This window comes from Nocardia sp. NPDC056541 (assembly GCF_042794235.1).
Classification (GTDB): Bacteria; Actinomycetota; Actinomycetes; order Mycobacteriales; family Mycobacteriaceae; genus Nocardia.
In genome coordinates, this window is sequence record NZ_JBHTUD010000019.1 from 101,502 (window position 1) to 128,154 (window position 26,653).

Sequence of the window (26,653 nt, forward strand, 5' to 3'; positions counted from 1 at the left end):
ATGACCATTGAACTCGCCACGCCGGGAATCGGTGTCGGCCGCGCCTACGGAAGCTGCGGCGAACTGCTCCAGGGCGTCACCGAACAGAATCGGCATTTCCTGGTCACGCTCCCCATTCGGCGCGGCACGGTGGCCGTCTTCGAGCCGGGCGGTGACCGCATAGATGTTGTGCCGGAGGGCAAGTCGAAGGCGGCGCGACTCGCGAGCGGGATGGTCGGCCGATCGCGCGTGCTGGGTGGCGGGCGACTCACCCTGCACAGCGAACTTCCCGAAGGCAAGGGGCTGGCCAGCTCCACCGCCGATCTCGTCGCCACCGCCCGCGCGGTCGCCGACGCCGAGGGTCGCTCGGTGCCCGTCGCGGAACTCGAAGCCGACCTGCGCGCCATCGAACCGTCCGACGGCGTCATGTACCCGGGCACCGTCGCCTATTTCCATCGCGAGGTGCGGTTACTCGCCCGCCTCGGCACCCTCCCGGCACTGACGATCGTCACCGGCGACGAGGGCGGCTCGGTCGACACCGTCGAATTCAACCGGGGCGAACCCGGCTTCAGCGCCGCCGACAAACGCGAATTCGACAGGCTGCTCGGCGAACTCGGCCCGGCGATCACCCACGGTGACATCGCCGCGATCGGCGCGGTGGCCACCCGCAGTGCCGTGCTGAGCGCCGCATCGCGTGACCGTCCGCATCTGGACGCGACCATCCGGGCGGCGCGCGCCATCGGCGCGGCCGGAGTCGTCGTCGCCCACAGCGGCACGACCACCGGAATCCTGCTCGCCGACAACGATCCACGTCTGCGCGAGCAGGTCCTCGCCGCGCACGAGATCTGCGCCGCCTTCGCCTGCTCGGTGGCGGTGCATCACTCGTGGCGACCCGGCATACAGCGCGTTCCCACCGTCGATCACCCACACCCGGTGACGATTCCCCGAACAGAGAGCTCTCCGCGATGATCACCGTCGACCAGATCCGCTTCACCTACGACGGCCGAATCACGCTCGACGACATCAGCTTTGGTGTGGCACCCGGCAGCACGCTCGGACTGATCGGCCCCAACGGTTCGGGCAAGTCCACACTGCTGCGGCTGATGTACCGGGCACTGCGCCCGGCGGGCGGATCCGTCGTCGTCGACGCGGTGCCGGTGGAGCGGCTGCGCGGGCGCGAGCTCGCGAGTCGCCTCGCCGTCGTCGCCCAGGAAGCGCCGCCGGATACGCCGGTCACCGTGGCCGAGACCGTGCTGCTCGGCAGGTCGCCGTGGGTCGGTGCGTTCCAGGGGTATTCGCGCGCCGACCGGATCGCCGCCGCGGCCGCGCTCGAACACGTGGGGGCGCGGGCGCTGGCCGACCGCCGTTTCGCGACGCTCTCCGGCGGCGAACGCCAGCGCGTCCTGATCGCCAGAGCACTCGCCCAGCAGGCCGACCACCTGCTCCTCGACGAACCCACCAACCACCTCGACATCCGCTACCAGCACGAATTGCTCACCCTGGTCCGCGGTCTCACCGCGACCACCACGATCGTGGTGCTGCACGAGCTGAACCTGGCCGCCCGCTACTGCGACCGCCTAGTCCTGCTCGACCAGGGGCGCGTCGCCGCCGCAGGCACTGTCGCCGAAGTCCTGACCCCGCGGATCCTCGAACCCGTCTACAAGATCCCCGTTCGCCGAACGTCGGCCTTCGGCGCCGTCCAACTCCTCTTCGGCCCGGCTGCCGAACCTCCCGCCACAACACTTCCGTCCGAGACCAGAGAGGCGGCCACCACATGACCGCGACCCTGGTGGCCGATCCGGCCATCGACGACCTCGATCACGCCCGCCACCGCGGCCGCGCAGTGCTGCTGACCGCCGGGCTCACCATCGCGCTCGCCTGCACGCTGGTGGTCGCAGCCGGGCTCGGGCCGGTCGCCGTCCCGCCGGGCACCGTGGCGCGGATCATCGGCCACCATGTCTTCGGTCACCCGGTATCCGTCGATTGGAGCGCCGCCCAGGACTCCATCGTCTGGTTGGTGCGGGTGCCGCGCGTGCTGCTCGGCGCACTCGTGGGCGCCGCCCTGGCGATCACCGGCGCCGTCTTGCAGACCATCGTGCGCAATGTGCTCGCCGACCCCCACATCCTCGGCGTCACCTCGGGCGCGTCGACCGGCGCGGCGGTGTATCTGCTGTTCGGGGTCGCCGCGGCGACCACCGCCACCGCCCTCGCGGCGAGCGCGTTCATCGGCGCGTTGATCGCCACCGCCCTGCTGTTCGTGATCTCGCGGATCAACGGCCAGCTCACCTCGCTGCGGCTGCTGCTCGGCGGGGTGACCATCGGCTACATCTTCTCGGCCGCGACCAGCTTCCTGATCTTCGCCTCCGACCGGCCCGAAGGCGCGCGCACCGTGCTGTTCTGGCTGCTCGGCTCGCTCGCGCCTGCCGCCTGGTCCTCGGTGGCGACCACCGTCGCCGTCGTCGCGGTGGCACTGGTCGCGGTGCTGTTGATGGCGCCCCGGCTGGACGCACTGGCCGCCGGTGACGACACCGCGCGCACGCTCGGCATCGCACCGAATCGCATTCGGCTGTGGGCGTTGCTGATCGTCGCACTCGCGGTCGGCGCGGTGGTCGCCGTCGCCGGGGCGATCGGCTTCGTCGGGCTGATCGTGCCGCACGTGGCCCGGCTGTGTACCGGTGGCACACATCGGCACCTACTCGTGGTCAGCGCGCTGATCGGCGCGCTCTTCCTGGTGATCGCCGATGTGGCGGCACGCACCGTCTTCGCGCCACGCGAACTGCCCATCGGGATCGTCACCGCCGCCGTCGGCGCCCCACTGCTCCTCGTCCTGATCCGCCGCTTCCGTGCCACCGGCGAGTCCTGAAACCCGCACTCCACCCCCGCTGTCCCGGTCACGACGACCGGGCGAAATCCCCCCACCGATCGATGAGGACCATCACCGTGTTCACCCGTGTCATCTCCGCCCGCCGCTCCGCCGTTCCCGTACTCGCCCTCCTCACCAGCGCGATCGTTACCGGTTGCGGCACAACAACTCCCGCCACCGCACCCTCGGCAAGCGGTTTCCCGCTGACGATCTCGAGCTGCGGTCGCGACGTCACCTTCTCCTCGCCCCCACAGCGCGTCGTCACGGTCGGTTCCATCGCCGCACCGCTGATCGCGGCCGCGGGCGCCGCGGACCGCATCGTCACCCGCACCTTCGAAGCCGCCGCCTTCCCCGGCCAGTACGGCGAGGCATTGCAGGGCATCGAAATCACCGCGCCCACCGCCGAACTCGCCCGCGAGGAGATCATCAGCCGGGCCCCCGACCTGGTCGTGAGCGTCGAAGGTCTCTCGGTGGCCCCCGACGACCTCGCCCAGGTGGGCATACCGCTGATCGTGACCCGCGGCTACTGCCGCGACGCGGCCGGCACCTTCGAGGACGTCTTCGCCGACATCGCCCTCTACGGAAAGCTCTTCGGCACCGAGAGCGCGGCCGACACCGAAGTCACCACACTGAAGCAGCGAGTACAGGCGGTGACCGAACGGCACAGTGGCACAACGACTCCCCGTCCCGCCGCCGCGCTGATCCTGTCGCGCGACGGCGCCCAGCTCAAAGCCTATGGCGCCAAGAGCACAGTCCACGAACAGCTGAAGATCCTCGGCCTCGGCAATGTCTACGGCCAGATCGACAAGCGCAACTTCGAAGCCAACACCGAAACACTCATCGCCGCCGACCCCGAAGTGATCATCCTGCTCACCCAGGGCGACCAGACACCCGACTCGGTGCGCACCGCCCTGCGCCAACGTCCCGAACTGGCCGGGCTGCGCGCGATTCGGGAGAACCGGATCATCGTGGCGCCCTTCGGTTACACCGGGCCCGGACCGGTAGCCGTCGAGGGTCTGGAAGTGCTCGACCGCGAATTGGCGCAGCTGCGATGACCGCCGCCACCACCGGCTACCTCGTCCGCGAGGCAGGCACCGCGGATCTCGCGGGCGCGCGCAGCGTCATGCTCGACACCTTCTACCAGGTGTTCGGCATCGGCTATCTGCCCGAATATCACCAGGACGTGATCGACCCGGACACCGCCTATCTGCGGCATCCGCGCCACCGGCTGTGGGTCGCCGCGCACGAGGGCGTCATCGTCGGCACCACCGCGATCCGGGCGCAGGGGCCCATCCATCCCCCACATCCGGCCGAGCTCGCGCGCCGCTACCCCGACGAGACCACCGCGCAGCTGTTCCGGGTCTATGTGCGGCCCGAGCACCATCGACGCGGACTGGCCACCCGGCTCGTCACCGCGGCGGTCGAGCACGTGCGCGCCACCCCGGCTTTCGAGCGGCTGTATCTGCACACCGACGCCCGGACACCCGGTGCGCTCGAATTCTGGCTGACCTTCGGCCACATCGTGTGCGATGCCCGAGGGCCACACGGCGGCTTCCAGACGGTGCACCTGGAGATTCCGCTGGATCGCGGCGATCAACAGCCGGTCTGACGGTTCCCTGCTGGCGCGGTGACGGCATACACGGCACTATCGAACGCGTGGAACACTTGCGAATCGCGCGACGTTCGGGCGCTGTGTCGTGACCGCGCTGGCTCCCGGCGAGAACCGGCCCGCGCCCGGTGACCAACTGACCGTCACGGTCGCGAGTTCGGCGTCGGTCGACGTGTCGGCCCTGCTGGTGAACGCGGCGGGCAAGGTGCGCTCCGACGCCGACTTCGTCTTCTTCAATCAGCCGACCGGGCCGGGCGTGGTGTACCGGCACGGCAACGGCGGACCCGACGTGGTGGGCGTGCAGACCTCGGCATTGCCCGCCGATGTGGACAAGGTGGTGGTCACCGCGAGCCTCGACGGTCGCGGACCCGCGACGTTCGCCGCCGTCGGCACCTTGACCACCACCATCGAATCCGGCTCCACCGCACTGACTTTCCCGATCCCCGGACTCACCACCGAGAGTGGTGTGGTGTGTGTGGAGATCTATCGCCGCAACGGCGCGTGGAAGGTCCGCGCGATCGGTCAGGGGTACGACGACGGGCTCGCGGGCATCGCATCGGCCTACGGGGTGAACCTCGACGACGACCCCGAACCCGCTGCGGCGCAGGGTAATTCCGGTGCCGTGGCGGGCACTGTCGGCGACTCCCGAGGCGCACCCGGCCCAGGTCACCTGCCGCCGCACCCTCCCGGTTCCCACGCCCCGATGCCACCCGGTCAATTCGCGCCGCCCCCTGGGGCACCCCCTGTTCCGGGTCAGCCGGGGACGCCGTCCGGCTACCCGGCCGCACCCCCGCCGGGCGCACCTGCCTACCCGGCCGCGCCCACACCGGCCTACCCGCCACCCGCCTACGGACAGCCCGGCGGACCCGCTCAACAGCCAACGTATGCATCTCAGCAAGGAGCCCAGCCCGTGCACAGCGACCTGTTCGACCCCTCGCATGCCGAGGTCAACGGCCTCGGTATCCAGAAGCAGGGCGGCAAGATGGTGAAGGTCGGCATGAACGGGGAGGTGATGGCGCGATCCGGGTCCATGGTGGCTTACCAGGGTGACCTGAAGTTCGAGGCGCTCGGCTCCGGCGGCATCGGCCGCGCCATCCGCCAGCATCTCACCGGCGAAGGCGTGCCGCTGATGAAGGTGACCGGCCGCGGCGACCTGTTCCTGGCCAACAGCGCCGCCGACGTGCACATCATCGACCTCGACGGCACCGACGGGCTCACCATCAACGGCGCCAACGTCCTCGCCTTCGACTCCACGCTGCGCTACGACATCGGCCGCGTCCAGGGCGCCGCGGGCTACGCCTCCAACGCGGGCCTGTTCAACTGCGTCTTCACCGGCCGCGGCCGCATCGCCATCACCACCCACGGCACCCCGGTCGTCCTCACCGTCGACCAGGCCACCTACGCCGACCCGAACGCCGCCGTAGCGTGGTCGTCGAGCCTGCAGACCGGCATCAAGCGCAACGACTCCTTCGGCCTCGGCCGACTGATGGGCCGCAGCACCGGCGAAGCGAGCACCCTCGCCTTCTCCGGCCGCGGCTTCGTCATCGTCCAGCCCTCCGAACTTCCCCCGGGCGGCCTCATCGGCGGCACCGGCGGCGGCCAGCAAGCGGGCACCGGCGGCAGCATCTTCGGCTGACCCGAACACGGAAAAGGCCGATACCCGCGCGGTCGCGGGTATCGGCCTGTGTCCTGCCTGCTAGTTCGCGCGCTCCTTGCGGGCCTGGCGGCGGGCCTCACGCATGTCGTTGAGTTCCTGTTCCAGGCTCTCCGCGATGCGGAACTGGCCCGTGTCGTAGATGCTGGTCGGCTCGATCGCCTCGTAGCCGAAATTGGCTTCGGCGAAAGCCTTTTCGACCCGGGCCTCGATGTCGGAGATGGCGCTCTTGCGGGCGGCGGGAACCGAATCGGTGGCCGGCTCCGGCTTGGCCGGCTCCTTGGCGGGCTCCGGTGCCACCACGGGCGCGGGAGCTGACTTCTTGGCGGTGGCCTTGTCCGCGGAAGACGGCTTGCCGATGCCGAAGCGCTTGCGCTTCTCCGGCGAGCGGCCGTTGCCGTTGGCAACCGGCTCGGTGGGGGTCCAGGCGGGTTCGCGGGTGATCGGCGTGGTAGCGGCCGTTTCGGTGGCAGCGATCGCCTCGGCGCGAGCCGCGCCCGTCATCGGCGGGGTGTAGGTGAGGCGGATACCCTCGGTGGCCTGGCGGCCGAGGATGTTGTCGGCGGGGTCGGGCAGGTCCCTGACCTGGCTGGTCGCGCGGGTGATGGCCAAGCCGTACCGGGCGCTGACCGCGTCGTGGATCAGTAGCGCGACACCGATCATCACCGGCGCGACCGCGTGCACGGCAACGTCGTACCACCGCCCTTCCCGCACGTAGGGATAGGTGTTGAGGGTGACGGTGAGCCCCAGCAGCGCGAGCTCGGCGAGCGCGACCTGGCGGCGGTTGTCGATCACGCCCCACTCGGCGACCTTGTTCGTCCCGACCATGATGATGATCAGACACACGCTGATCATCGCTTCGAGCAGATAGCTGAACCAGAACAGCGGATCGCTCGGCCCACCGGGCGCGATGTTCTGCTGCACGTTCACCGCGGACCACAGCATGCCCGCGCCGACCACGCCGGCCAGTGCCTTCAGCGACCACGACCGGTGCCGGTACAGCGAAGCGAGCTTCGCGTGCGGGCTCGATTCGCGACGCTGGGACGCCATCGCCTTCCTGGCGAGCAGCAGATCTCGCATGTCGGCCTTCTCGATCGCTTCGGTGGTCTGTCGGCTGCGGTCCGATGCGGACGCCATCGCCTGGGTGTGCTTCCAGCGCTGTTCGCGATCCTGTTCACGGATGCGTTCGGCGAGTTCGCGTTCGGCGCGCAGCTCATCTTCGGAGAGCGCGTCGGTGAGGGCCGGATCGAATTGGTAAGCGAGACGCCCGCGGGCACGTTCGACTCGCTGGGCGAGCTGGCTGACGTCGTCCTCGAGACCGGATTCGATCGTCATGCCAGACCACCGCCCCGGGCGCGCGAAGGCAGGCAGGTGACCACAGGTGTGAACGGCACGGACCATTCTTACAGCATGTCTGGAAACTCCGATAGTTTTCAGGCACCGCCCTTCTCGGGCGTCGTCGGGCTGACAGTATTTGCTGTCGCCGCTATTGCCGACGGGGTGGAGGTCGCCCGCTGCGATACCGCTCCTGAACCGTTGGCCGCTGGGCTGAGTCAGGAACGACACCTGGCGAAGTCGTTTTCTCGCAAAACGGTGCTCTGCCTGTGGAACGATCAGTGCGGCCCTGCCGTTGGCGGATCGAGTGTTCCTCTGCGAGTGTGGGTTCAGCGCAGATCGTGATCACAACGCGGCGCGGTCGATCCCGACCCAACCCTGGCAATCACTGTTTTCACGCGGCTCATGACGGTGCGCCGGATGCAGAGCGGACGATTCGGTAGTCAGGCTGACCCCGGCAGAGTCACTGACCGCGCTGTGTCGTGGTCACCGACCCGGACAGACGCCCGCCCGGTTTTCGCCTGGATGCCGCGGAGCCGAAACGACGGGACAGTTTTGCCCTTACTCTCGCAACGGGGAAACCCGATCCGCTTACATTGCGGACCGCGTTCGACAGTCGTGTGGCGGCTCATCATCAGCGAGTGTGACACAGGCCACCGACACCACACTGAACGCGCAGCCACAGGACAGTTCCAGGTTTCAAGTGCGCTCAGAGCGGACATCTCGAGGTGACCTGCGTTGATTTCGCGGACACTTGTCGGAGCTCCGTGTCATGCTGTGCGCCACCACTGGGGAGTGGGTGGACTGACTCGAAGGGGACGAGCATGTCTACGGAGGGAACTGTGTTGTCGCCCGCGCCGCATTGCGAGCCGCGGTTGGAGGGTGGGGAAGAGGTGCCGCGTTCTGTCGCCGTGAATACCGCTGTGCCCCACCGGGTTACTGGTTCCGGTCGACCGAGGGCCGCGGGCGGAACGCCGGCGAGTATCCGCAGGGCAGTGCGCGCCTCCTGCACGCAGGCAGCGCCGACAGGCGAATCTGTCGCGACCGCAAAACGATTTGCCGAGCAGGTGCTCCGGCTGCTCTTGGAGGTGGTCGATCGGCGCAGATCGTCGACTCACCTGCGCGCTCACACAGACGCGCGCGTACTCGCCGCCATCAACACCATGCTCGCGCAGGACTTGGTCCCCGGCCGGGGCTTGGGCAGCGCCACCCTGACCCGCGTGAAACTGACCGCGACACAAGAGGGTGCCGCCGAAGTCTTCGCTTCGTATCAGCGTGGGCCGCGAACTCTCGCTATCGCCGGCCGCATCGAGTCGACCAAGGACAGCTGGCGCTTGGTCGCGGTGCGGATGTTCTGATCGCCACCGGCGGTCGAAGCGTGGATGCCGAAGTCGATTTCGACGAGCTCATGAGCGAGGTCCGTCGACTGCCTCAACGCAGCGCGGTGACTCCCGAGAAGTCCTGGGGTGCATGGTGATTGCGATCGGAAAGGCTGCCGAGAGCGTGGTCGGGGTGAAGGCCGAAGTATTGCCTGCGGGTCCTGCTCGTCCAGGCCAGCGCCGCCGCTGCGGCGATACGGTGGAAGTGGACGGTGTAGCCGTGTTCGTAGATGCGCAGCAGGGCGTAGCCCCCGGGGTATTCCTTCACGGCCGCTACCTCCAGGTATTCGACGCGGCCGGAATCGGGGCGGCTGCGGCGATTCCGGTGGGTGTGGCCGCTGTGGTGCAGGAATACGCCAGGGGCCGTTCGGTAGCAGGCTTGCAGTGCGGCCACGCTCGCACGATCGAGAACGAAACCGGGGCCGCCGGGGTTGCTCAGTGCCGCATAGCGGGTCGCGGGGTGGTGGCCGAAGATCAGCGTCGGGCGGTCGGGGTCGGCGGCGAGGGTCGCGCGGAGCTCGGCGAGTTGGTCGGCGTGGATCGTGCCGCCGGAACCACGCCTGCGCGTGGTGTCGAGACCGATCAGGCGCAAGCCACCCAGCTCATGGCAGGTGAGTTGCCCGAACGGCTGAAACACCTGGCCCCAGTGATCATGCGCGCCGCGCGGAACGTCGTGATTGCCACGGCAGACGAGGTGATCGCTGCCCGCCCTGCCCCAGGCGTCCAGACGCGCCGCGATGCCCGCGCACTGTTCGGCGGTGCCACAATCGGTGAGATCGCCCGCGACCACCAGATGATCTGCCGCGCGCTCGGGTCGGCGGATGTCGTGCAGCAGTGCCTCGGTCATCACCTGCGGGTAGTGGCCGTCGTCGTGGCGCAGACCCGGCGGCAGCCCGGCGACGATCAAGCCGCTGCGGTCCTCGCCCCAGTGCAGGTCGTTGGCGAGGGCGATCGTGCGCAGCAGTCGCCCCGGCGGTGGCGGCGCGGTCAGGAAAACGCCCGTGACCTCCGGAGTTCCCGGGCGTCGAGTCACCCAGGTACGGCCGGGAACAGCGGTTTCGCCGTCGGAGCAGGCCCGGAAGCGATATCGGCGGCCCGGCTCGAGACCGCGCACTTGCGCGTAGTGGTGCGCGGTGCGACGGCCGTCGAGGTAGCGGGTCACCGGTGTGGCCGAGCTGTCGGCGGGCGCGAGCAGTACTTCGGTGTCGGCCACGGCCGGGCGAAGCTGTCCCGCGCGATCACGTCGATGGGTCGACCACGTGAGGATCGCCGTGTCGTGAGTGACCGTGACGACCTCGAGATCGGTGACGACGAGCCGATCACGCACGCCGCTCCACGAATACGGCCGCGCCATCGGCGCACGCACGGTGGCCGCCGCAGCCCCCGAGGCGGCGTTGACCAACCATGCGGTGTGCAGTCGCGGATCGAGCATGCCGGGCTCCGTTCGCCGTCTCTCGCTGACGGTACGGCGCCCGGCTGAACACCCGTGGGCGGCGATGTGGACGTTGATCGCCCAGGTAGCGACCGGAAAGCGATGACGCCGCCGTTAGTCGTCGCGCGGCATCTTCCGCAGCTGCTGTGTCCCATCGCTGTGCGGTGGGTCGCCGTCGAGTCCGTCGGGTAGCCGCCGCGCCCCACTGGCTACCTCGGCGATGAGATCGTCGTAACCACAAGCCAATTCGTGCAGGCGCAGTTGCGCGGCACGCAGTTGGGCTTCGGCCCCGCAGGCCAGCGCGCGGTAGGTGAGCGCGGCGAAATGGGCCATGCGGTCCACGACGGCGCCGATGCTCTCGGTGTGCATGGGTGCGGAGGTCGCCGGAGTGGGTGAGCGGATCACCACCCAGCGGTCGATCTCGCAGACCAGACGCGCACGCGCCCAGTCGATCTCGCTGGTATCGCCGGGAATCTGCTGTTCGCGGCGTTCGTGCAGGGTGGCCAGCTCGTGCGCGGCGGAGAGGACGGGATCACTCGCACCGGCGACCCCGCAGACCGCCTGCATCATCTGTGCTCGGTCCGGCAGTACCGGTTCCGGTCCGGGTCGTCCCGTCGAACCGCTGCCGTCCGTGTCCACTGTTGCCGCACCGTCCCCGTCGTCGGTTTTGTACCGCTTGTCGAAGGACATTCGTCTCGGCGGGGACGACGGATAGGTCACGAAATGACCCCCCAACAGCGAAAACCGGCCGCGAACAAGAGTTCACGGCCGGTCGGGATCACCGATCGAGCTGGAGTATCACAGGCTCCGGGCGATGATTTCCTTCATGATCTCGTTGGTGCCCGCGTAGATCAGCTGGACGCGGTTGTCGACCCACATGCGGGCGATCGGGTACTCGTTCATGTACCCGTAGCCGCCGAACAGCTGCAGACAGGTGTCGGCGATCTGCATCGCCTTGTCGGTGGTCCACCACTTCGCCATGGCGACGGTGGGGATGTCGAGTTCGCCGCGGAGGTGCTTCTCGACGCAGTCGTCGATGAACACGCGCGCGATGCGGGCCTCGGTGGCGACCTCGGCCAGCTTGAACTTGGTGTTCTGGAAACCGAACACCGGACGGCCGAACGCCTCGCGCTCCTTGGTGTAGCGCAGCGTGTGGTCGAGGGCGACCTCCATGCCCGCGACCGCGCCCATCGAGACGATCAGGCGCTCCTGGGGCAGCTGCTGCATCAGCTGGATGAAGCCCTGACCCTCCTGGGTGCCGAGCAGGTTGGTCACCGGGACGCGCACGTCCTCGAAGAACAGCTCGGAGGTGTCCTGGCCCTTCTGGCCGATCTTGTCGAGCACGCGACCGCGACGGAACCCTTCGCGATCGGCCTCGACCAGGACCAGCGAGACGCCGGAGGCGCCCTGAGTGGGGTCGGTCTTGGCGACCAGGATGATCAAGTCGGCCTGTGCGCCGTTGGTGATGAAGGTCTTGGAGCCGTTGATGACGTACTCGTCGCCGTCACGGATCGCCTTGGCCTTGACGGCCTGCAGGTCGGAGCCGGTGCCGGGCTCGGTCATCGCGATGGCGCCGACGACCTCGCCGCTGGCCATCTTGGGCAGCCAGTGCTTCTTCTGCTCCTCGGTGCCGTAGGCGAGGAGGTAGTGGGCCACGATGCCGTTGTGCAGGCTGATTCCCCACGAGGTGTCGACCGCGCGGGCCTGCTCCTCCATGAGCACGGCCTCGTGCGCGAAGGTGCCGCCACCGCCGCCGTACTCCTCGGGGATCGAGATGCACAGCAGGCCGACTTCGCCCGCCTTGTTCCACAGGTCGCGGTCGACATGGTGCTGCTCGCGGTACTTGTCGATGTTGGGGACAAGTTCCTTGGCCATGAACGCACGGGTCATGTCACGCAGGGCGTCCAGGTCCTCGTTCATCCAGCTGGACCGATTGGCGGCCATCGAGTCTCCTTGTTCGGCTCGGCACAGCACCGGTCCAGGCGTGACCGGTGGTTACGGACACCAGTGTGCCGCAGTATTGGCGTCGTGACAATAGTGCTGCCGAAATAGCCTCTCACCAGCGCATCATCGGTAAAGGTGAGAACGGATGGATGAGCGCGCGCCGGACTGTCAGCTCCACCAGCTTGAGATGGAAGCCGCTGTCCGGGTACCGCCGCATCAGTGCGGAGTAGGCCGCGTAGGGCAGTCCGTAGCGGCGCGCACCGAACGTCACGTCGATCAGATCGGCCCGCCGGAACAGCTCCACCGGATCGGTCGCGGCGCCCGCCGGGCGCACACGATGGTGGTCGCGGATCATCTCGGCGACGAGCTCGGCGATGTCCTCCCGGTCGTGCGTGATCAGCCAGTCGCCCGCCAGCGCGCACGACGGTTCGAGATAGTCGAAGGTGCATGCCGCCCAGATGCCGAGATCATGGAAGGTCGCCGCGGTGCGGAACTCCTCCCGCGAACTCGGCGGCGGCCCCGGCTCGCCGCTGCGGGCGAACAGGAGATCGGCTGAGCGCAATACCCGCAGCACATGATGGAAATAGGCCTTGCGGTCGGCGCCGAGCCGGGCGGTCCACGGTTCGAGTCGTTCGGCGATCGCCTGGTCGAGTTCGCTTGTGTGCTCGGTCAATTCGTCACTCCGAAGTAGATCTCACGGGCGTGTGCGAACCCCCCGGCACCCCCGAACCAACCCTAGGTGTCCACGATGGGCGCCGCTCGGCGAAACGGAGTTTCTCTCGAACAGCCCGGGCTTTGCGGATCGGGTGTCGGTCAACCTTCATGCCAACGTCGGCATGAAGCGACAACGCGCGATAGGAGCAGCCTCTGAGAACCTGGCCGGATTCCGGACATCCGCTCAGAACAGCGTCATCGGCTCGTCGGACTCGGGTGTCGGCTGGGCGGGCAGGTCGGGGACGATCGCGCGGACCTCATCGTGGAAACGGCGTGCCAGGCCACGGGCCGCGGCATTGTCGGGCGTGTGCACGAAGACCGTCGGCGAGCGACCTTCGCGCAGCCAACCCGCGACCGTCTCCACCCACGGCTGCCAGCCCGCGACGGTGCGGTCGGTGTCGGCGCGCCCGTGGTAGCGCACGATCGGGTACTCGGTGAGCGCCCGCATCCGGCGCGGAACGCGAGGCTTCTTCGCCCGTGCCTCGAATTCGGAGGGGTCACCCGGTGGCCCGTCGAACAGGACCGTCGTGTCGAACGGCACCCATTCGGCCCCGATCCGCCCGAGCACCCGTTCCAGCTGCACCGCGGCCCGCTCGTCGTCGAAGAACGCTGGATGACGCACTTCCACCGCGCAGCGCAGTCCACCGGGCAACTCGCGCTGGAAGCGCGCGAGGGCGCCGAGATCGGTCGGGCCGAACGAGGCGGGCAACTGGATCCACAACGCGTGCACCCGCGGCCCGAGCGGCGCCATCACGTCGAGGAACGCCCCGAGTTCGGCGCCCGCGTCGACGAGCCGGCGCTCGTGCGTCACCGCCCTCGGCGGCTTGAGCACGAACCGGAAATCGGGCGCGGTCTGTCGCGCCCATGACTCGACGGTGGACGCGGACGGCGTCGCGTAGAACGTGGTGTTGCCCTCGACCGCACCGCAGTGCCCGGCGTAGGCACGCAGGCGCTCCCCCGGCGCGGGCAACCGCTGCTGCCACTGCGGATGCGTCCACATCGCACACCCCATCCGCAGCTCACGCACAGGCCGACGGTAATACAGCGACCGGCCGCCCCTAAAATGAGACCGGTTGCCACCAGTTCGCCCTGTGCGCGGGCGGCGGGAGTAGCGGTGTCCGGCCGAGCAGATCGGCGACCGTACGACCGCCACATCCATGAATTCCGGTGCGCGCACAACGGAAAGGGCCTGTGATGGCGATTCTCACCACCGAGCGGCCCAGTGCTGTCTCCGTCACCCGCGCCTGGCTGGGCGTGTCCGCCGCCATGGTGGCGATCGCGTGGGGCGGCAACGAGTTCACGCCGCTGCTGGTGATGTACAAAGCCCACGGCCTTGCGCTGACCGCGGTCGACCTGCTGCTGTTCTACTACGTCCTCGGCATCGTGCCCGCCCTGCTCATCGGCGGCCCACTCTCCGACCGGTTCGGCCGCCGCCCCTTGATGCTGCCCGCCCCACTGATCGCCGCGGCCGGTTCGCTGTTGCTCGCGGTGGGCGCGGCCTCGGTGCCGATGCTGGCGGCCGGGCGGATGCTGTGCGGTGTCGCGCTCGGACTGGCGATGGCGGTCGGCGGCAGCTGGCTCAAGGAACTGTCGCAACCTCCCTTCGCCGCCGCTGCCACAGGCAAGGGGGCCCGGCGATCCGCGATGAGCCTGACCGCCGGGTTCGCCCTCGGCGCGGGTGTGGCGGGCACCCTCGCGCAGTGGGGTCCGCTGCCCGATTCGACCGCCTATCTCGTCAACGCGGCGCTCTGCGTCGCGACCGCGTTCTGGGTGGCTCGAACACCGGAAACCGTGACCCGCCGAGCGAATCCGGGCAGGCTGCGCGACGACTTGAAGATCCCCGCCGCCGGGCACCGGCGATTCCTGCGGGTGGCGGTGCCGATCGCCCTGTGGCTGTTCACCGCCAACGCCACCGCCTACGCGGTCCTGCCGACGCTGATGCTGCCGCGCGTGCAGCAGGCCCCGATCGCCTTCTCCGCCCTGGTCACCATGGTGACGCTCGGCTGCGGATTCACCATCCAATCGGTGGCGCGACGCATCGACCGTCCCGGCACCGCGCGCGCGGCGGTGGTCGCGCTCGTGCTGCTCACCACCGGCATGGTTCTGGCGGCGTGGACGGCGGCCACTTTGAGCATCTGGGTGACGCTGCTGACCGCCGTGGTGCTCGGCAGCGGCTACGGCATCGGCCTCGTCGCAGGGCTGCAGCAGATCGAACGTCTCGCGGGCCCCGGCGACCTCGCGGGCTTGAACGCGGTCTTCTACTCGGTGAGCTACCTCGGCTTCGGCGTGCCCGCGGTCCTGTCGTCCCTGCACAGCGGCCTCGGTTTCGGCTACCCCGCCATGTATCTGGTCACCGCCGCGATCGCCGCCGGTTGCCTCGCGCTCGTCGCCGCGAACTACCGCGAACGGATCTGAGCGCAACTCTGTCCCGCTGAAACCGTGGCCAGCACATCGGCCGACCCGACGATCCGCGATCGCGGCACATTACGGTGGATCGAGTGAGCACCGACCCCGTCGAAACCCTTCTCCGCTGGCAGGATTCCGGCGCGGTCTGGCGGGTCGTCAGCCGCCGACCCGACTCCGTGACCATCGCCCTCTACGAGTGCACCGGCGGGCAGGAAGCAGACCGCTTCACCTCCACCGATCCCGCGCTCCTGCGGTTTCTCGGCGAACGCGCCACCAGCGAGGACTGACCCGCCCGCGGTGAACGGGGTTACGCTGGTTGGCGCTATCGCTTCACGCCCGTCGGCCCACACGGCCGGATCGCCAAGTGAGGAGAGACCATGTCGGCCCCTACCGGACTACCCGCTGGAACCTGGGTCATCGACCCCGCGCATTCCACGCTCCAGTTCTCCGTGCGCCATCTGATGGTGAGCAAAGTGCGCGGCCGATTCACCGATTTCGCGGGCACGCTCGTGGTTCATCCCGACGGCTCCGCCGATGCCGATGTCGAGATGAAGGTGGCTTCGGTCACCACCGACAACGCGCAACGAGACGGGCACTTGGCCAGCGCCGACTTCTTCGACGTCGCCAACCACCCGATCGCCACCTTCAAGGCCACCGGTTTCACGGCGCGCAGCACCGAGTTCTCCGTCACCGGCGACTTCACCATCCGCGGCAACACCCACCCGGTGACCCTCGAGGTCGAATTCCTCGGCACCGGCCCCGGGATGGCCGATGCCCCGGTCGCCGGTTTCTCCGCGACCGCCACCATCAACCGCCGCGATTTCGGCCTCACCACCGACATCCCGATGGCCGACGGCGGCGCCGTGATCGGCGACAAGATCAACCTCTCGCTCGACGTCGAGGTCGGCCTGCAGAGCTGAGCGGCACCGAGCACAGGAGGGGCGCATGTCAGGACGACGTTTCCGAGCCGGCCTAGCCGCCGGGTTCCTGGTGCTGGTCGCGGCCTGCGGCGGCTCACCCACCGAATCCGGGACCGAATCCGCCGCCCCACCTGCCCCGGCGATCTCGGTCGCGCCGGAAGACGGCGCGACCGAGATCGATCCGCTGGGCCCGGTGCGCGTGAGTACCAGCGACGGGCAGCTCACCGCGGTCACGATGACCAACGAGCAGGGCGGCACGGTCGACGGCATCCTCACCCCCGACCAGTCGGCATGGAAACCGTCGGAACCACTGGGCTACGGCCACACCTACACGGTCACGGCCGAGGCGGTCACCGTCACCGGCCGGGTCGGGCCGATCACCTCGTCGTTCACCACGCTGGCGCCGAACAACCAGACCAAGGTCTATTTCCGAACCACGGGCGGCACGGAACTCTCCTCATCGGGCACTTTCGGCGTCGGCACCGTCGCCGTCGCGCACTTCGACGAGGACGTGCCCGATCGCGCGACGGCCGAGAAGCACCTGTCGGTCACCACCGATCCGCCCGTCACCGGCTCCTGGTACTGGCTCGACAACCGCAACGCCCACTGGCGGCCCGCGAACTACTACACGCCCGGCACGAAAGTGACGCTCACCGCCGACATCTACGGCAAGGATCTCGGCGGTGGCCTCTACGGCCAGGAAGACACGAAGACCAGCTTCACCATCGGCCCCTCGCACGTCTCGATCGTCGACGACAACGACAAGCAGGTGCAGGTATACGAGAACGGCACGCTGATCAAGACGATGCCCACCTCGCTGGGCATGGGCGGTAGCCAGACCGTCGCGGGCAAGACCATCACCTTCTGGACCCAGCCCGGGGTGTACACCGTGATGGACAAAGCCAATCCGGTGATCATGGACTCCTCCACCTACGGCCTGCCGGTGAACTCCCGACTCGGCTACAAGGAATCCATCGGCTGGGCGACCAGGATCAGCACCGACGGCATCTATCTGCACCAACTCGACGACACGATCTGGGCGCAGGGCAACACCAACGTCTCACATGGCTGCCTCAATCTCAGCGGCGAGAACGCGCGCTGGTTCTACAATTTCTCCCAACCCGGCGACGTGGTCGAGATCAGGAATACCGGCGGCGCCCCGCTCGAGGTGTGGCAGAACGGCGACTGGAGTGTGCCGTGGGAACAGTGGCAGGCAGGTAGCGCGCTGCGGTGAACGGGGACAACGCCTTTCCGCCGCCGCCGCGCCGGGAGACAGCACGACGGGGACCACAGCGCGTCGGCAAGCACGCCGCCACCGACCCTCGCGCGCCACGGCGCGGCCGCGCTCGCCGAGCCGGGTTGATCATGGCCAGAATGCTCGTGGCCACCACCGCACTGGCCGTCCTCGCGGGCACCGGCCTGGCCTGGTCGGCCAAGCAGGACTTCGATTCCGGCTTCACCCATTCCACCGCACTCGGTGAGGACGCCCCGCGTTCCGGCGGCGGCGCCGTCAACATCCTGTTGATCGGCCTGGACACCCGCAAGGATCTCAACGGCAACGACCTGCCGAAAGAGGTGCTCGACCAGTTGCACGCCGGTGACGGCACCGAGGGCGGCTACAACGCGAATTCGCTGATCCTGCTGCACATTCCGGCCGACAAGAGCAAGGTCGTCGCCTTCTCCATCCCCCGCGACAACTATGTGCCGGTGACGGGAATCCCCGGCTACCAGCAGATCAAGATCAAAGAGGCGTACGGCTTGAAAAAGGCCGCGGTGCAAGCGAAGTTGATCGACCAGGGCGAAAAGGATCCGGTGGTACTGGAGCGGCGCGGCCGGGAGGCCGGACGCGCGTCCATCGTCACCACCGTCCGCAATCTCGTCGGGGTTCCGATCGACCGGTTCGCCGAGATCTCCCTCGCGGGCTTCTACGACCTGGCCACCGCTGTCGGTGGGGTCGACGTGTGTCTCAACCACGCCGTCGACGACAGCGAGTTCTCCGGCGCGAGTTTCCCCGCGGGCAGGCAGCATCTCGATGGTTCACAAGCCCTGGCGTTCGTCCGCCAACGTCACGGACTGCTCAACGGCGACCTCGACCGCACCCATCGTCAACAGGCTTTCCTCACCTCGGTCGCCAAGTCGCTCAAGGACTCCGGAACGCTGACCAACCTGAGCCAACTCACGGAACTGATGGACGTGGCGCACCGTGACGTGGTGCTCTCCGACGGCTGGAACCTGTTCGACTTCGCCCGCGACATGGGCTCCGCCGGCTCGGTACCGGTCGAATTCCGCACGCTGCCGGTGGTGCGCTACGACGTGATCGACGGTCAGGACGTGAACATCGTCGACCCGGCCGCGATCAAACGGGAGGTGCGGGCGGCCTTCGGCCAGGAGGTGCCGGCGACCACGACCACGGCATCGCCCCTGACGAGCGTGGTCGATGTGCACAATGTGGGCACCGAGAAAGGGCAGGCGGCGGCGCTCTCGGCCGCGCTGACGAGCCGGGGCTACGGTGCGGGCCTGATCGGCAACGGTGATTCGAGCGACGGCCAGTACTCGGCCATCACCTACGGCCTCGGTGCCGCCGACGATGCGCGTGCGCTGGCGGAACTTCTCGGCGGGCTGCCGGTTTCCGCCTCGCCGTCGATCGAAGACGGGCGGATCAAGGTCGCGCTCGGCGCGGACTTCACGATGCCCACCGAGCTGAGCCCGACCACATCGACGACCACGCCTCCCACGACCACGACATCCGGCTCGATGCCGCTGCCCGACCAGGGAAAACCGTTGTCCACCAACATCGGCGACACCATTCCCTGCGTCAACTGAGCGACCTGCGCCGCGTCAGCCGGGCGCCGGAGCCGGACGCACGAGGCGGATATCGGTCGGCCACCGGAATGCCCAGTGGCCGACCGTCTCTCACTCCTCCGGTGCGTCCGGATAGGCCTGCTGCCGGTATCCACCGCGCAGCGTCCCGTCCAGATACGCGGCCTTGCAGGCCCGTCGGGCGATCTTCCCGCTCGACGTCCGCGGAATCGATCCCGCGGGCACCAGCAACAGGTCGCGCACCATCACCCCGTGCCTGCGGGCGATCGCCGCGCGCACCGCGTCCGTGATCGGGCCCGGCTCGAGTTTCGCCGCGCCCGTCCCTCTTTCGGCGACGATCACCAATTGCTCCGCCGCCGGATCGGACACCGTCCCGGCCTCGAGCACCGGTGCGGGCAACTGGCCCGCCTGCACCGAGAAGGCCGCGATGAAGCCGGGCCGCAACGCCGTACTGGCCTCCTGCGCCGAGTATTCGAGATCCTGCGGATAGTGGTTGCGCCCGTCCACGATCACCAGGTCCTTCACCCGGCCGGTGATGAACAGCTCGCCGTCGTGATAGGCGCCGTAGTCGCCGGTCCGCATCCACTTCGCGTCATCGGGCGCACCCTCGGCGCGACTACCGACCGGCATGCGCGCGACCACCCGATTGCGGAAGGTCTCCGCGGTCTCCTCCGCCCGGCCCCAGTACCCGATGCCCATATTGTCACCGTGCAGCCAGATCTCGCCGACCTCGCCGTCGCGACGCTCGATCCCGGTACCGGGATCGACGATCACCGCCCACTGTGACCGCGCCACGTGTCCGCACGACACCTGCGCCACCGCGTTCTCGGCGTGCTCGTCGCACTCCACCATCCGGCCGTCGTTCAACTGGCCGCGATCGACATAGACCACCCGCGCCTCGTCGTCACGCTTGGTCGCCGACACGAACAGCGTGGCCTCGGCCATCCCGTAGCACGGCTTGATCGCGGTCTTGGACAGCCCGTAGGGCGCGAACGCCTCGTTGAACTTGCGCATCGAGGCCACCGACACCGGCTCACTGCCGTTGATCAGACCGATCACGTTCGACAGGTCGAGCGATTCGTCTCCCTTGGGCAACCCGCGCATCGCCGCGTGTTCGAACGCGAAGTTCGGTGCCGCCGAATAGATTTCGGCGCCGTCCGCTTGCGCGGCCAGCTCCTTGATCCAGCGCGCGGGCCTGCGCACGAACGCGCTGGGCGACATGATGGTGATGAACTTGCCACCGATGGTCGGCAGGATCACCGTGAGCAGCCCCATGTCGTGGAACAGCGGCAGCCAGGTGACCCCGCGGGCGTTCTCGGTGATCCCGATGGCATCGATCATCTGCAGCAGGTTGGTCCCCACCGAGCGGTGGGTGATCTCGACACCGGCGGGCACCCTGGTGGACCCGGAGGTGTACTGCAGATACGCCACGCTGTCGATATTGATGTCGGGCCTGCGCCAGCGCGTGCCGACGGTGTCGGGAATCGCCTCGACCGCGATGATTCTGGGCCGTTGCGCCGCGGGCTGTTCGCGGAAGAAGTTGCGCACGCCGGCCGCCGCGCTACCGACGGTGAGCACCGCGGCCGGTTCGCAGTCGCCGAGAACGGCGTGCAGCCGGTCGCTGTGGCCCTGCTCCTCCGGATCGAACAGCGGCACAGCCACATTCCCCGCGTACACCGCCGCGAACAGCGCGACGACATAGTCGAGACCCTGCGGCGCCAGCACCGCCACCCGGTCGCCGGGCTGGGTCACCTGCTGCAATCGCGCGGCCACCGCGCGCAGCCGCACGCCGAACTCACGCCAGGTCAGCTCCTGGTATTCCCCCTCACGTTCTGTCGAATAGTCGATGAAGCGATAGGCCAGGTCGTCCCCGTTGGCCTCGCTGTGTTTGTCGACGAAGTCGATCAGGGTCTGATCACCGGGAATCCGGATAGTCCCCAGTTCGTCTACATAGTCGTCGAAAGTCTCGCCGATCATTCCCAATCCTTTTCAACGCACATTGACTCCGAATCCGCCACCACAAGGCGAATCGTCAATACCGTCCGAACGAGATCGCCACGTTGTGACCGCCGAAACCGAAGGAGTTGTTCACCGCGTAATCGATGCGACCACGCCGCGCCTGACCCGACACCACGTCCAAATCGATTTCGGGGTCCTGATTGTCCAGATTCAGCGTGGGCGGCACGATGCCGTCGCGCACACTGAGCACCGTCAGCACCGATTCGAGCGCACCGACCGCGCCGATCGAATGCCCGAGAGCCGATTTCGGCGCGTACACCGACGCGTGCGAGCCGATCGCCTTCGCGATCGCATTGGCCTCGGCGGTGTCGCCGATCGGGGTCGCGGTGGCGTGGGCGTTGATGTGGGTGACGTCGGTGCGGCTGATCCCGCCGGTCTGCATCGCCCGCGTCATCGCCCGCGCGGCGCCGGTGCCCTCGGGATCCGGTGCGACGAGGTGGAATCCGTCGGAGGTGACGCCCGCGCCGAGCAGCCGGGCGTGAATCGTCGCGCCCCGCGCCTTCGCGTGCTCCTCGGTCTCGATCACCATCATCGCGCCCGCCTCGCCGAAGACGAACCCGTCACGGTCGGCGTCGAAGGGACGCGAGGCCGCCTTGGGATCGTCGTTGCGGGTGCTCATGGCTCGCATCTGCGTGAACGCCGCGATCGGCACCGCCTGGATGGAGCCCTCGACACCGCCGGTCACCACCATGTCGGCATCGCCCATCATGATCATCCGCCACGCGTTGGCGATCGCCTCCGAGCCCGACGAGCAGGCCGACACCGGCGTGGAAACCCCGGCCCGCGCACCCAATTCGAGGCCGACGCAGGCCGCGGGACCGTTGGGCATGATGGCCTGCACGGTCAACGGCGAGACCTTGCGGTAACCGCCGTTGCGGAGCCGATCGCGGGCGTAGATCAGCGATTCCGCGCCGCCGAGGCCGGTACCGATCGAGACGCCGAGCCGGTCGCGGTCCACGACGGGGCTGCCCGCGTTGCGCCACACCTCGCGGCCGAGAACCACGGCCATCTGTTCGACGTAGGACAGTTTGCGCGCCTCTTCGCGGGTGAGCGAGAGGGTGGGCGACACCTTCAGGTGGCCGCCGATCCGCACCGGCAGTTCGAAATCGTCGATGAAGGAGTCTTCCAAGACGTCGATTCCGCTCTCGCCGTTGAGCAGACCTTTCCAGGTCGAGTCGACGTCGCCCGCGATCGACGTGGTCGCCGCCAGGCTCGTGACCACGATGTCCGTCATAATTTTTCGCTCACTCTCTCTAGCTATGCCACGACTGAACGGGAACCGCTGATGGAGCTGAACTGGTGGAGCGTATATGCACACGGCGCGACGCGCCCAAATTCCGAAACAGTGCGAAGGAACACCGTGTCGTTTCCAGGCGCGATGCGCCGGGTCTATTGTGACGACGGGCAACACTACCGGACCGACGCAACTCTCGCTTTTCACTAACCGGAAAGGGCAACGAGCGTGGCCAGGAACCTGACCCAACTGGAACTACTGATCGAGCTGGAACCCATCGCCGCGAGCAATGTCGACCGCCATCTATCGATGGCCAAGGACTGGCACCCGCACGATTATGTGCCGTGGGACCGTGGCCGCAACTTCGCGTCCATGGGCGGAATCGATTGGGACCCAGAACAATCCGCCCTCAGCGAACTCGCCAAGGCGGCCATGGTCACCAACCTGCTCACCGAGGACAACCTGCCCTCCTACCACCGTGAGATCGCCGAGAACTTCTCCAAGGACGGCGCCTGGGGCACCTGGGTGGGCCGCTGGACCGCCGAGGAGAACCGGCACGGAATCGTACTGCGCGACTACCTGGTGGTGACCCGCGGGGTCGACCCGGTCGCGCTCGAACAGGCCCGAATGATCCACATGACCAACGGATATTCGGCGATGGCCGTCGTGGACGACAAGGCGCCGGGCTTCGACATCCACGCCTCGACCGGCGCCGGATTCCTGTTCTCCGTGGCCTATGTGACCTTCCAGGAACTGGCCACCAGGGTGAGCCACCGCAACACCGGGCGGGTCTGCGACGACCCGATCGCCGACCGCATGCTCGCCCGCATCGCCGCCGACGAGAACCTGCACATGATCTTCTACCGCAACCTGTGCGCCGCCTCGCTCGACCTGGCCCCCGACCAGACCATCGAGGCGATCAGCACCATCGTGCAGAACTTCCAGATGCCCGGTGCGGGCATGCCCGGCTGGCGACGCAACGGCGTGCTGATGGCCAAGCACGGCATCTACGATCTGCGCCAGCATCTCGAAGAGGTACTGATGCCGGTGCTGCGCAAGTGGAACATCTTCGAGCGCAATGACTTCGGGCCGCGAGGCGAGCGCGCTCGCGAGGATCTGGCAGCCTTCCTCGATCGGCTGGGCGGGGACGTTCTCCGCTTCGAGGAACAACGCGATCGCTCACTGGCGCGAGCGGCCGGGCGCGAGCGGCAATCGGTCTGATCGGTTCCGGCCCGGCCGCTACCGGGCCGGATCGCGGCGCGCGTCGTTCTTGTTGCGGTACATCGCCGCGTCGGCGGCGTGCACCAATTCGTCTACGGCGCCGGGCAATTGCTCGAAGAAGGCGGTGCCGATGCTGGCGCCCACGGCGAGCATGTGTCCGTCCACCTCGAGCGGCTCGGTGAGCGCGGACAGCAGCTCGCCGGCCAGTCGCGCCAATTGCGCTTCACCGGAGCATCTTTCGACCAGCACCAGGAACTCGTCACCGCCGATGCGGGCGGCGAGCGCCTTGTCCGGGCGTACCGCTTCGCGCATCCGGTCGGCCACGACCTCGAGCACACGATCTCCGATCGTGTGCCCCCACAGATCGTTGATCTCCTTGAACCCGTCGAGGTCCAGATAGCAGACCCCGATCGGCGGTTGCGCTTGCGCCAGTCGGTTGAACAGGTGTGGGCGGTTCGGGAGACCGGTGAGCGCGTCGTGATTGGCGTCGTGCCACAGGCGGTCGGCCAGCTGTTTGCGCTCGGTGACATCGACCGCGACGCCGATCAGGAACTCGATGCTCCCATCGGTGCCGCGCACCGCCGACATCGACAGGTCGATCGCGGTCACCCGACCGTCGGCATGTAGATGCTCGGTCTCGGTCCGGAAGCTCTCGGATTCGCCGGCGACCATCAACTGGAGTTGTTCGAACGCGAAGTTCAGGTTCTGCGGGCCCAGGATGTCGGCGACGGTCCGGCCCGGCATCGTCTCCGGGGTCTGGCCGAGCATATGGGCCATGATGGCGTTGCAGTTGATCACCTGGCCGGTCATGTCGACGGTGCCGATGCCGACGAGCGCGCCGTCGAAGACCGCCTCGAAACGGGCTTCGGAGAGCGCCCGGCGGTTCTCCGCCTCCTGCGCCGCGGCGAGCACCGCGGCCAGCGTGGCCTCCTGCTCGGCCAGCGCCGCGGCCCGCAGCGCCGCGGTGAAGCCTGCCGCGAAGTCGGCGGCCAGGACGATCGCCCGGTCGCGGATCTGCGGTAGCGCGGGGTCGGCCGGGCCGTCGGCGACGAGCTCGACCAGATCGGCACAGATCACCGGCACCGAACGGCTCACCGCCGACGGGTCACGGTAGTTGGCGGCGACCAGCATCCGAGCCGCCCGTCGCGCGATGTCCGGATCCTCCCCACCGCGTGCCGCGTCGATCAGACCGGTGCACAGGGCAGCCAGCATCTCTTCGATCTGCGAGCGGTTGAGGGTAGGAGCTACGACGCCATCGAGGGCATCCGCCCACCGCCGCGCCAGCTCCCACGACCCCACTGCTTCATCCACCTGTCATCGTCTATCGCACCCGCCATGTCAGGCGGTCTACTTCTTGATCGCGACACCGCCCATGCCGAGCGAGCGGCCCGGCTTCTCGTGCTGATCGCGCTCGGACTCGGGCCGCCACAACGGCAACTCGACAACGCCTGGCTCGACCGAATCCCATCCCTCGAACAACGCGACGATCTCATCCTTGGACCGGAAATGAATACCGACCTTGGACTGGTTCACCGAGTGCGTACCCAGTTTACCGGCGTCATCGGGCCGAAGCTCGGAGGTGAGATGTGAAATGGCTATAAAACTACCCGCTGCCACCACTTCGCGCAGCGCTGCCACCTTGCCGACCGGATCGTCCACATCGGGCACCAGATGCAGCACCGCGATCAGCAGCAACCCCACAGGGCCGTCGAAGTCGATCAACCCTGTCTCGCGCACCGCGGCGACCAGGTCGGCAGGTTTGCGTAGGTCGGCCTCGATCGCACCCGCGCGCTCGCTGCCCTGCAGAATGGTTCGCGAATGAGCGACGGCCACCGGGTCGATGTCGACGTAGAGCACCGTGGCCTCCGGGTCGAGCTCGTGCACGATCTCGTGCACGTTGCCCGCAGTGGGGATGCCCGATCCGACGTCGAGGAACTGCCGGATTCCGGCATCGAGCATGAAGCGGACCGCCCGGCGCAGAAACGCGCGATTACTCAGCGCCAACCGCGGCAGGTCTGGAACGAGCCCGGTAGCCATCTCCGCGGCGTCCCGGTCGACCGCGAAGTTGTGCGAGCCGCCGAGCAAAGCGTCGTACATCCGAGCCGGACTCGGATGCTGCATATCGACACCTTCGGGCGCCCATACCGGCCGTTCCATCGAATTCCCCTGTCTGCCATTACCGCACCGCACCCTCGCAACCCGCGATGACGCCTCCCGCATCGTAATCGGCGCCACCGACATCGGCGCGGCTATCCATTAGCGAAAGTCATGGCCTCGACCGATGGTGGTGCCGGGGCCTATTTTTCGGAGCCGTACGGCTGGGCCCACAGGGGGGCCACATCCGGGGTCATAGTGGCGACGACCGGGATACCGGCCGCCAGAAAATTGTCCAGAGCCCGGCGCATATGGTCGGCGGAGGTGATCAGGACAGCTTTGGTCACGCCGAGCGCTTCCATCATGCGCGCCGAGAACTCGGCATTCTGCACGGTGGAACCGGCTTCGGTTTCCGCGTGCAACCGGTTCCTGGCGACACCACGAACATTGAGCCAGTCGGCCATCACCTGCGCCTCGGTGACACCGTTGCGTGGGTTGCCGCCGGTCACGATCACCGGCGAAGCGGGCGACATAAAGGCCTGAATCAGCGCCGCGTGCAAGCGATTACCCAATTCGGGCCGCATCGTGCCATCGGGCAGCAGACCGTATCCGAGCACCACGATCGCCGTCTCGGGGCCGTAGGTGGCCGGCAGCACGATCCCGGCGAGGCCGGCGACCGACCCGACCGCGCCGATCAGTGGATCGGCGGATGGCGCGGCGGCACCGAGTGGCGCGGTCGCGACCGCGCCGACCAGTGCGGCAGGCAGCACCAGGACGGCCGCACAACGGCGCAGTGCCTGGTGAGTGAAGAGCCAGTTCATGGTGACCTCCCGAAGCGACGTCGCATCATCGTCGCTGACCGGAACCTCCGACATGCCCATTTCTGAAATGTTGATGGTTCGGACTGTTCGCCCCGGTCCGGGAGGTATCCTGGGAACGCAAAAAGGCCCTCCAACCGAAGTTGGAGGGCCTTTCGCAAAGATGTTCCGGCAGTGTCCTACTCTCCCACACCCTGTCGAGTGCAGTACCA

24 protein-coding genes and 1 pseudogene are annotated in these 26,653 nt (G+C 68.0%); 14 read left to right on the top strand and 11 right to left on the bottom strand.

Features of this window, described 5'->3' with window-relative positions; genetic code table 11:
• The 6 genes from ACFQ9R_RS28370 (at position 1) to ACFQ9R_RS28395 (ending at position 6,087) form a co-directional block, all read left to right on the top strand.
• The gene (locus ACFQ9R_RS28370) at positions 1–948 is read left to right on the top strand and encodes a hypothetical protein (protein ID WP_378994730.1); all 948 of its coding nucleotides are present in this window, start codon (positions 1–3) and stop codon (positions 946–948) included.
• Positions 945–1,757, top strand: a complete 813-nt coding sequence (locus ACFQ9R_RS28375) for an ABC transporter ATP-binding protein (protein WP_378994732.1) — start codon at positions 945–947, stop codon at positions 1,755–1,757. The genes ACFQ9R_RS28370 and ACFQ9R_RS28375 overlap by 4 nt, the downstream gene beginning before the upstream one ends.
• On the top strand, positions 1,754–2,842 hold the full coding sequence (locus tag ACFQ9R_RS28380) for a FecCD family ABC transporter permease (protein WP_378994734.1): 1,089 nt from the start codon (positions 1,754–1,756) through the stop codon (positions 2,840–2,842). The genes ACFQ9R_RS28375 and ACFQ9R_RS28380 overlap by 4 nt, the downstream gene beginning before the upstream one ends.
• Positions 2,843–2,919: 77 nt before the next feature.
• A complete protein-coding gene (locus ACFQ9R_RS28385) occupies positions 2,920–3,897 on the top strand; it encodes an ABC transporter substrate-binding protein (RefSeq protein WP_378994736.1) in 978 nt (325 codons plus the stop codon).
• Positions 3,894–4,451 (top strand): GNAT family N-acetyltransferase, encoded by a 558-nt coding sequence (locus ACFQ9R_RS28390; RefSeq protein ID WP_378994738.1) that lies wholly within the window; start codon positions 3,894–3,896, stop codon positions 4,449–4,451. Before ACFQ9R_RS28385 ends, ACFQ9R_RS28390 begins: the two co-directional genes overlap by 4 nt.
• An 88-nt stretch (positions 4,452–4,539) precedes the next feature.
• A complete protein-coding gene (locus tag ACFQ9R_RS28395) occupies positions 4,540–6,087 on the top strand; it encodes an AIM24 family protein (protein WP_378994740.1) in 1,548 nt (515 codons plus the stop codon).
• 60 nt (positions 6,088–6,147) lie between these two features.
• On the opposite strand, the gene ACFQ9R_RS28400 is transcribed toward ACFQ9R_RS28395, so the two are convergent.
• Positions 6,148–7,440: a hypothetical protein gene (locus ACFQ9R_RS28400; RefSeq protein WP_378994743.1), complete on the bottom strand. Its 1,293-nt coding sequence runs from the start codon at positions 7,438–7,440 to the stop codon at positions 6,148–6,150.
• A gap of 265 nt (positions 7,441–7,705) precedes the next feature.
• On the opposite strand from ACFQ9R_RS28400, the pseudogene ACFQ9R_RS28405 reads away from it, so the two are divergent.
• A pseudogene (locus tag ACFQ9R_RS28405) lies at positions 7,706–7,849 on the top strand (zinc ribbon domain-containing protein); the annotation flags it as partial.
• 415 nt (positions 7,850–8,264) lie between these two features.
• The gene (locus ACFQ9R_RS28410) at positions 8,265–8,798 is read left to right on the top strand and encodes an Rv3235 family protein (protein ID WP_378994745.1); all 534 of its coding nucleotides are present in this window, start codon (positions 8,265–8,267) and stop codon (positions 8,796–8,798) included.
• Between the two features lie 73 nt (positions 8,799–8,871).
• On the opposite strand, the gene ACFQ9R_RS28415 is transcribed toward ACFQ9R_RS28410, so the two are convergent.
• The 5 genes from ACFQ9R_RS28415 to ACFQ9R_RS28435 all read right to left on the bottom strand — a co-directional run bounded on the left by ACFQ9R_RS28415 (position 8,872) and on the right by ACFQ9R_RS28435 (position 13,936).
• Complete coding sequence (locus ACFQ9R_RS28415) at positions 8,872–10,251, bottom strand: metallophosphoesterase (protein WP_378994747.1); 1,380 nt, start codon at positions 10,249–10,251, stop codon at positions 8,872–8,874.
• Positions 10,252–10,365: 114 nt separating this feature from the next.
• The gene (locus ACFQ9R_RS28420; RefSeq protein WP_378994749.1) at positions 10,366–10,821 is read right to left on the bottom strand and encodes a DUF4254 domain-containing protein; all 456 of its coding nucleotides are present in this window, start codon (positions 10,819–10,821) and stop codon (positions 10,366–10,368) included.
• A 228-nt stretch (positions 10,822–11,049) separates the two neighbouring features.
• Positions 11,050–12,195: an acyl-CoA dehydrogenase family protein gene (locus ACFQ9R_RS28425; protein WP_378994751.1), complete on the bottom strand. Its 1,146-nt coding sequence runs from the start codon at positions 12,193–12,195 to the stop codon at positions 11,050–11,052.
• A gap of 112 nt (positions 12,196–12,307) precedes the next feature.
• Positions 12,308–12,868, bottom strand: a complete 561-nt coding sequence (locus tag ACFQ9R_RS28430; RefSeq protein ID WP_378994753.1) for a hypothetical protein — start codon at positions 12,866–12,868, stop codon at positions 12,308–12,310.
• Between the two features lie 225 nt (positions 12,869–13,093).
• Positions 13,094–13,936, bottom strand: a complete 843-nt coding sequence (locus ACFQ9R_RS28435) for a DUF72 domain-containing protein (RefSeq protein WP_378994755.1) — start codon at positions 13,934–13,936, stop codon at positions 13,094–13,096.
• A 167-nt stretch (positions 13,937–14,103) separates the two neighbouring features.
• Between ACFQ9R_RS28435 and ACFQ9R_RS28440 the strand changes: the two genes are divergently transcribed.
• The 5 genes from ACFQ9R_RS28440 to ACFQ9R_RS28460 all read left to right on the top strand — a co-directional run bounded on the left by ACFQ9R_RS28440 (position 14,104) and on the right by ACFQ9R_RS28460 (position 19,058).
• Positions 14,104–15,324 carry an MFS transporter gene (locus tag ACFQ9R_RS28440; protein ID WP_378639341.1) on the top strand — a complete coding sequence of 407 codons (1,221 nt, stop codon included), beginning with the start codon at positions 14,104–14,106 and terminating at the stop codon, positions 15,322–15,324.
• 83 nt (positions 15,325–15,407) lie between these two features.
• Positions 15,408–15,602, top strand: a complete 195-nt coding sequence (locus ACFQ9R_RS28445) for a hypothetical protein (RefSeq protein ID WP_378994757.1) — start codon at positions 15,408–15,410, stop codon at positions 15,600–15,602.
• A gap of 90 nt (positions 15,603–15,692) precedes the next feature.
• The gene (locus ACFQ9R_RS28450) at positions 15,693–16,235 is read left to right on the top strand and encodes a YceI family protein (protein ID WP_378994759.1); all 543 of its coding nucleotides are present in this window, start codon (positions 15,693–15,695) and stop codon (positions 16,233–16,235) included.
• Positions 16,236–16,260: 25 nt separating this feature from the next.
• Positions 16,261–17,469, top strand: coding sequence for an Ig-like domain-containing protein (locus ACFQ9R_RS28455; protein WP_378994761.1), 1,209 nt, complete (start codon positions 16,261–16,263; stop codon positions 17,467–17,469).
• A complete protein-coding gene (locus tag ACFQ9R_RS28460) occupies positions 17,466–19,058 on the top strand; it encodes an LCP family protein (RefSeq protein ID WP_378994763.1) in 1,593 nt (530 codons plus the stop codon). The genes ACFQ9R_RS28455 and ACFQ9R_RS28460 overlap by 4 nt, the downstream gene beginning before the upstream one ends.
• Before the next feature lie 90 nt (positions 19,059–19,148).
• Here the strand turns inward: ACFQ9R_RS28460 and fadD32 are convergent, their stop codons facing one another.
• Together fadD32 and ACFQ9R_RS28470 are read right to left on the bottom strand one after the other, a co-directional pair.
• The gene (fadD32, locus tag ACFQ9R_RS28465; RefSeq protein ID WP_378994775.1) at positions 19,149–21,029 is read right to left on the bottom strand and encodes a long-chain-fatty-acid--AMP ligase FadD32; all 1,881 of its coding nucleotides are present in this window, start codon (positions 21,027–21,029) and stop codon (positions 19,149–19,151) included.
• Positions 21,030–21,087: 58 nt separating this feature from the next.
• The gene (locus tag ACFQ9R_RS28470; RefSeq protein WP_378994777.1) at positions 21,088–22,335 is read right to left on the bottom strand and encodes a KasA/KasB family beta-ketoacyl-ACP synthase; all 1,248 of its coding nucleotides are present in this window, start codon (positions 22,333–22,335) and stop codon (positions 21,088–21,090) included.
• A 201-nt stretch (positions 22,336–22,536) separates the two neighbouring features.
• On the opposite strand from ACFQ9R_RS28470, the gene ACFQ9R_RS28475 reads away from it, so the two are divergent.
• On the top strand, positions 22,537–23,529 hold the full coding sequence (locus tag ACFQ9R_RS28475) for an acyl-ACP desaturase (protein ID WP_378994765.1): 993 nt from the start codon (positions 22,537–22,539) through the stop codon (positions 23,527–23,529).
• 18 nt (positions 23,530–23,547) lie between these two features.
• On the opposite strand, the gene ACFQ9R_RS28480 is transcribed toward ACFQ9R_RS28475, so the two are convergent.
• The 3 genes from ACFQ9R_RS28480 to ACFQ9R_RS28490 form a co-directional block, all read right to left on the bottom strand.
• The gene (locus ACFQ9R_RS28480) at positions 23,548–24,840 is read right to left on the bottom strand and encodes a diguanylate cyclase domain-containing protein (protein WP_378994767.1); all 1,293 of its coding nucleotides are present in this window, start codon (positions 24,838–24,840) and stop codon (positions 23,548–23,550) included.
• Between the two features lie 36 nt (positions 24,841–24,876).
• Entirely contained in the window at positions 24,877–25,686 is an 810-nt protein-coding gene (locus tag ACFQ9R_RS28485) for an SAM-dependent methyltransferase (RefSeq protein ID WP_378994769.1), read from the bottom strand.
• A 140-nt stretch (positions 25,687–25,826) separates the two neighbouring features.
• Positions 25,827–26,444, bottom strand: a complete 618-nt coding sequence (locus tag ACFQ9R_RS28490; RefSeq protein WP_378994771.1) for a YdcF family protein — start codon at positions 26,442–26,444, stop codon at positions 25,827–25,829.
• Positions 26,445–26,653: the final 209 nt, after the last annotated feature.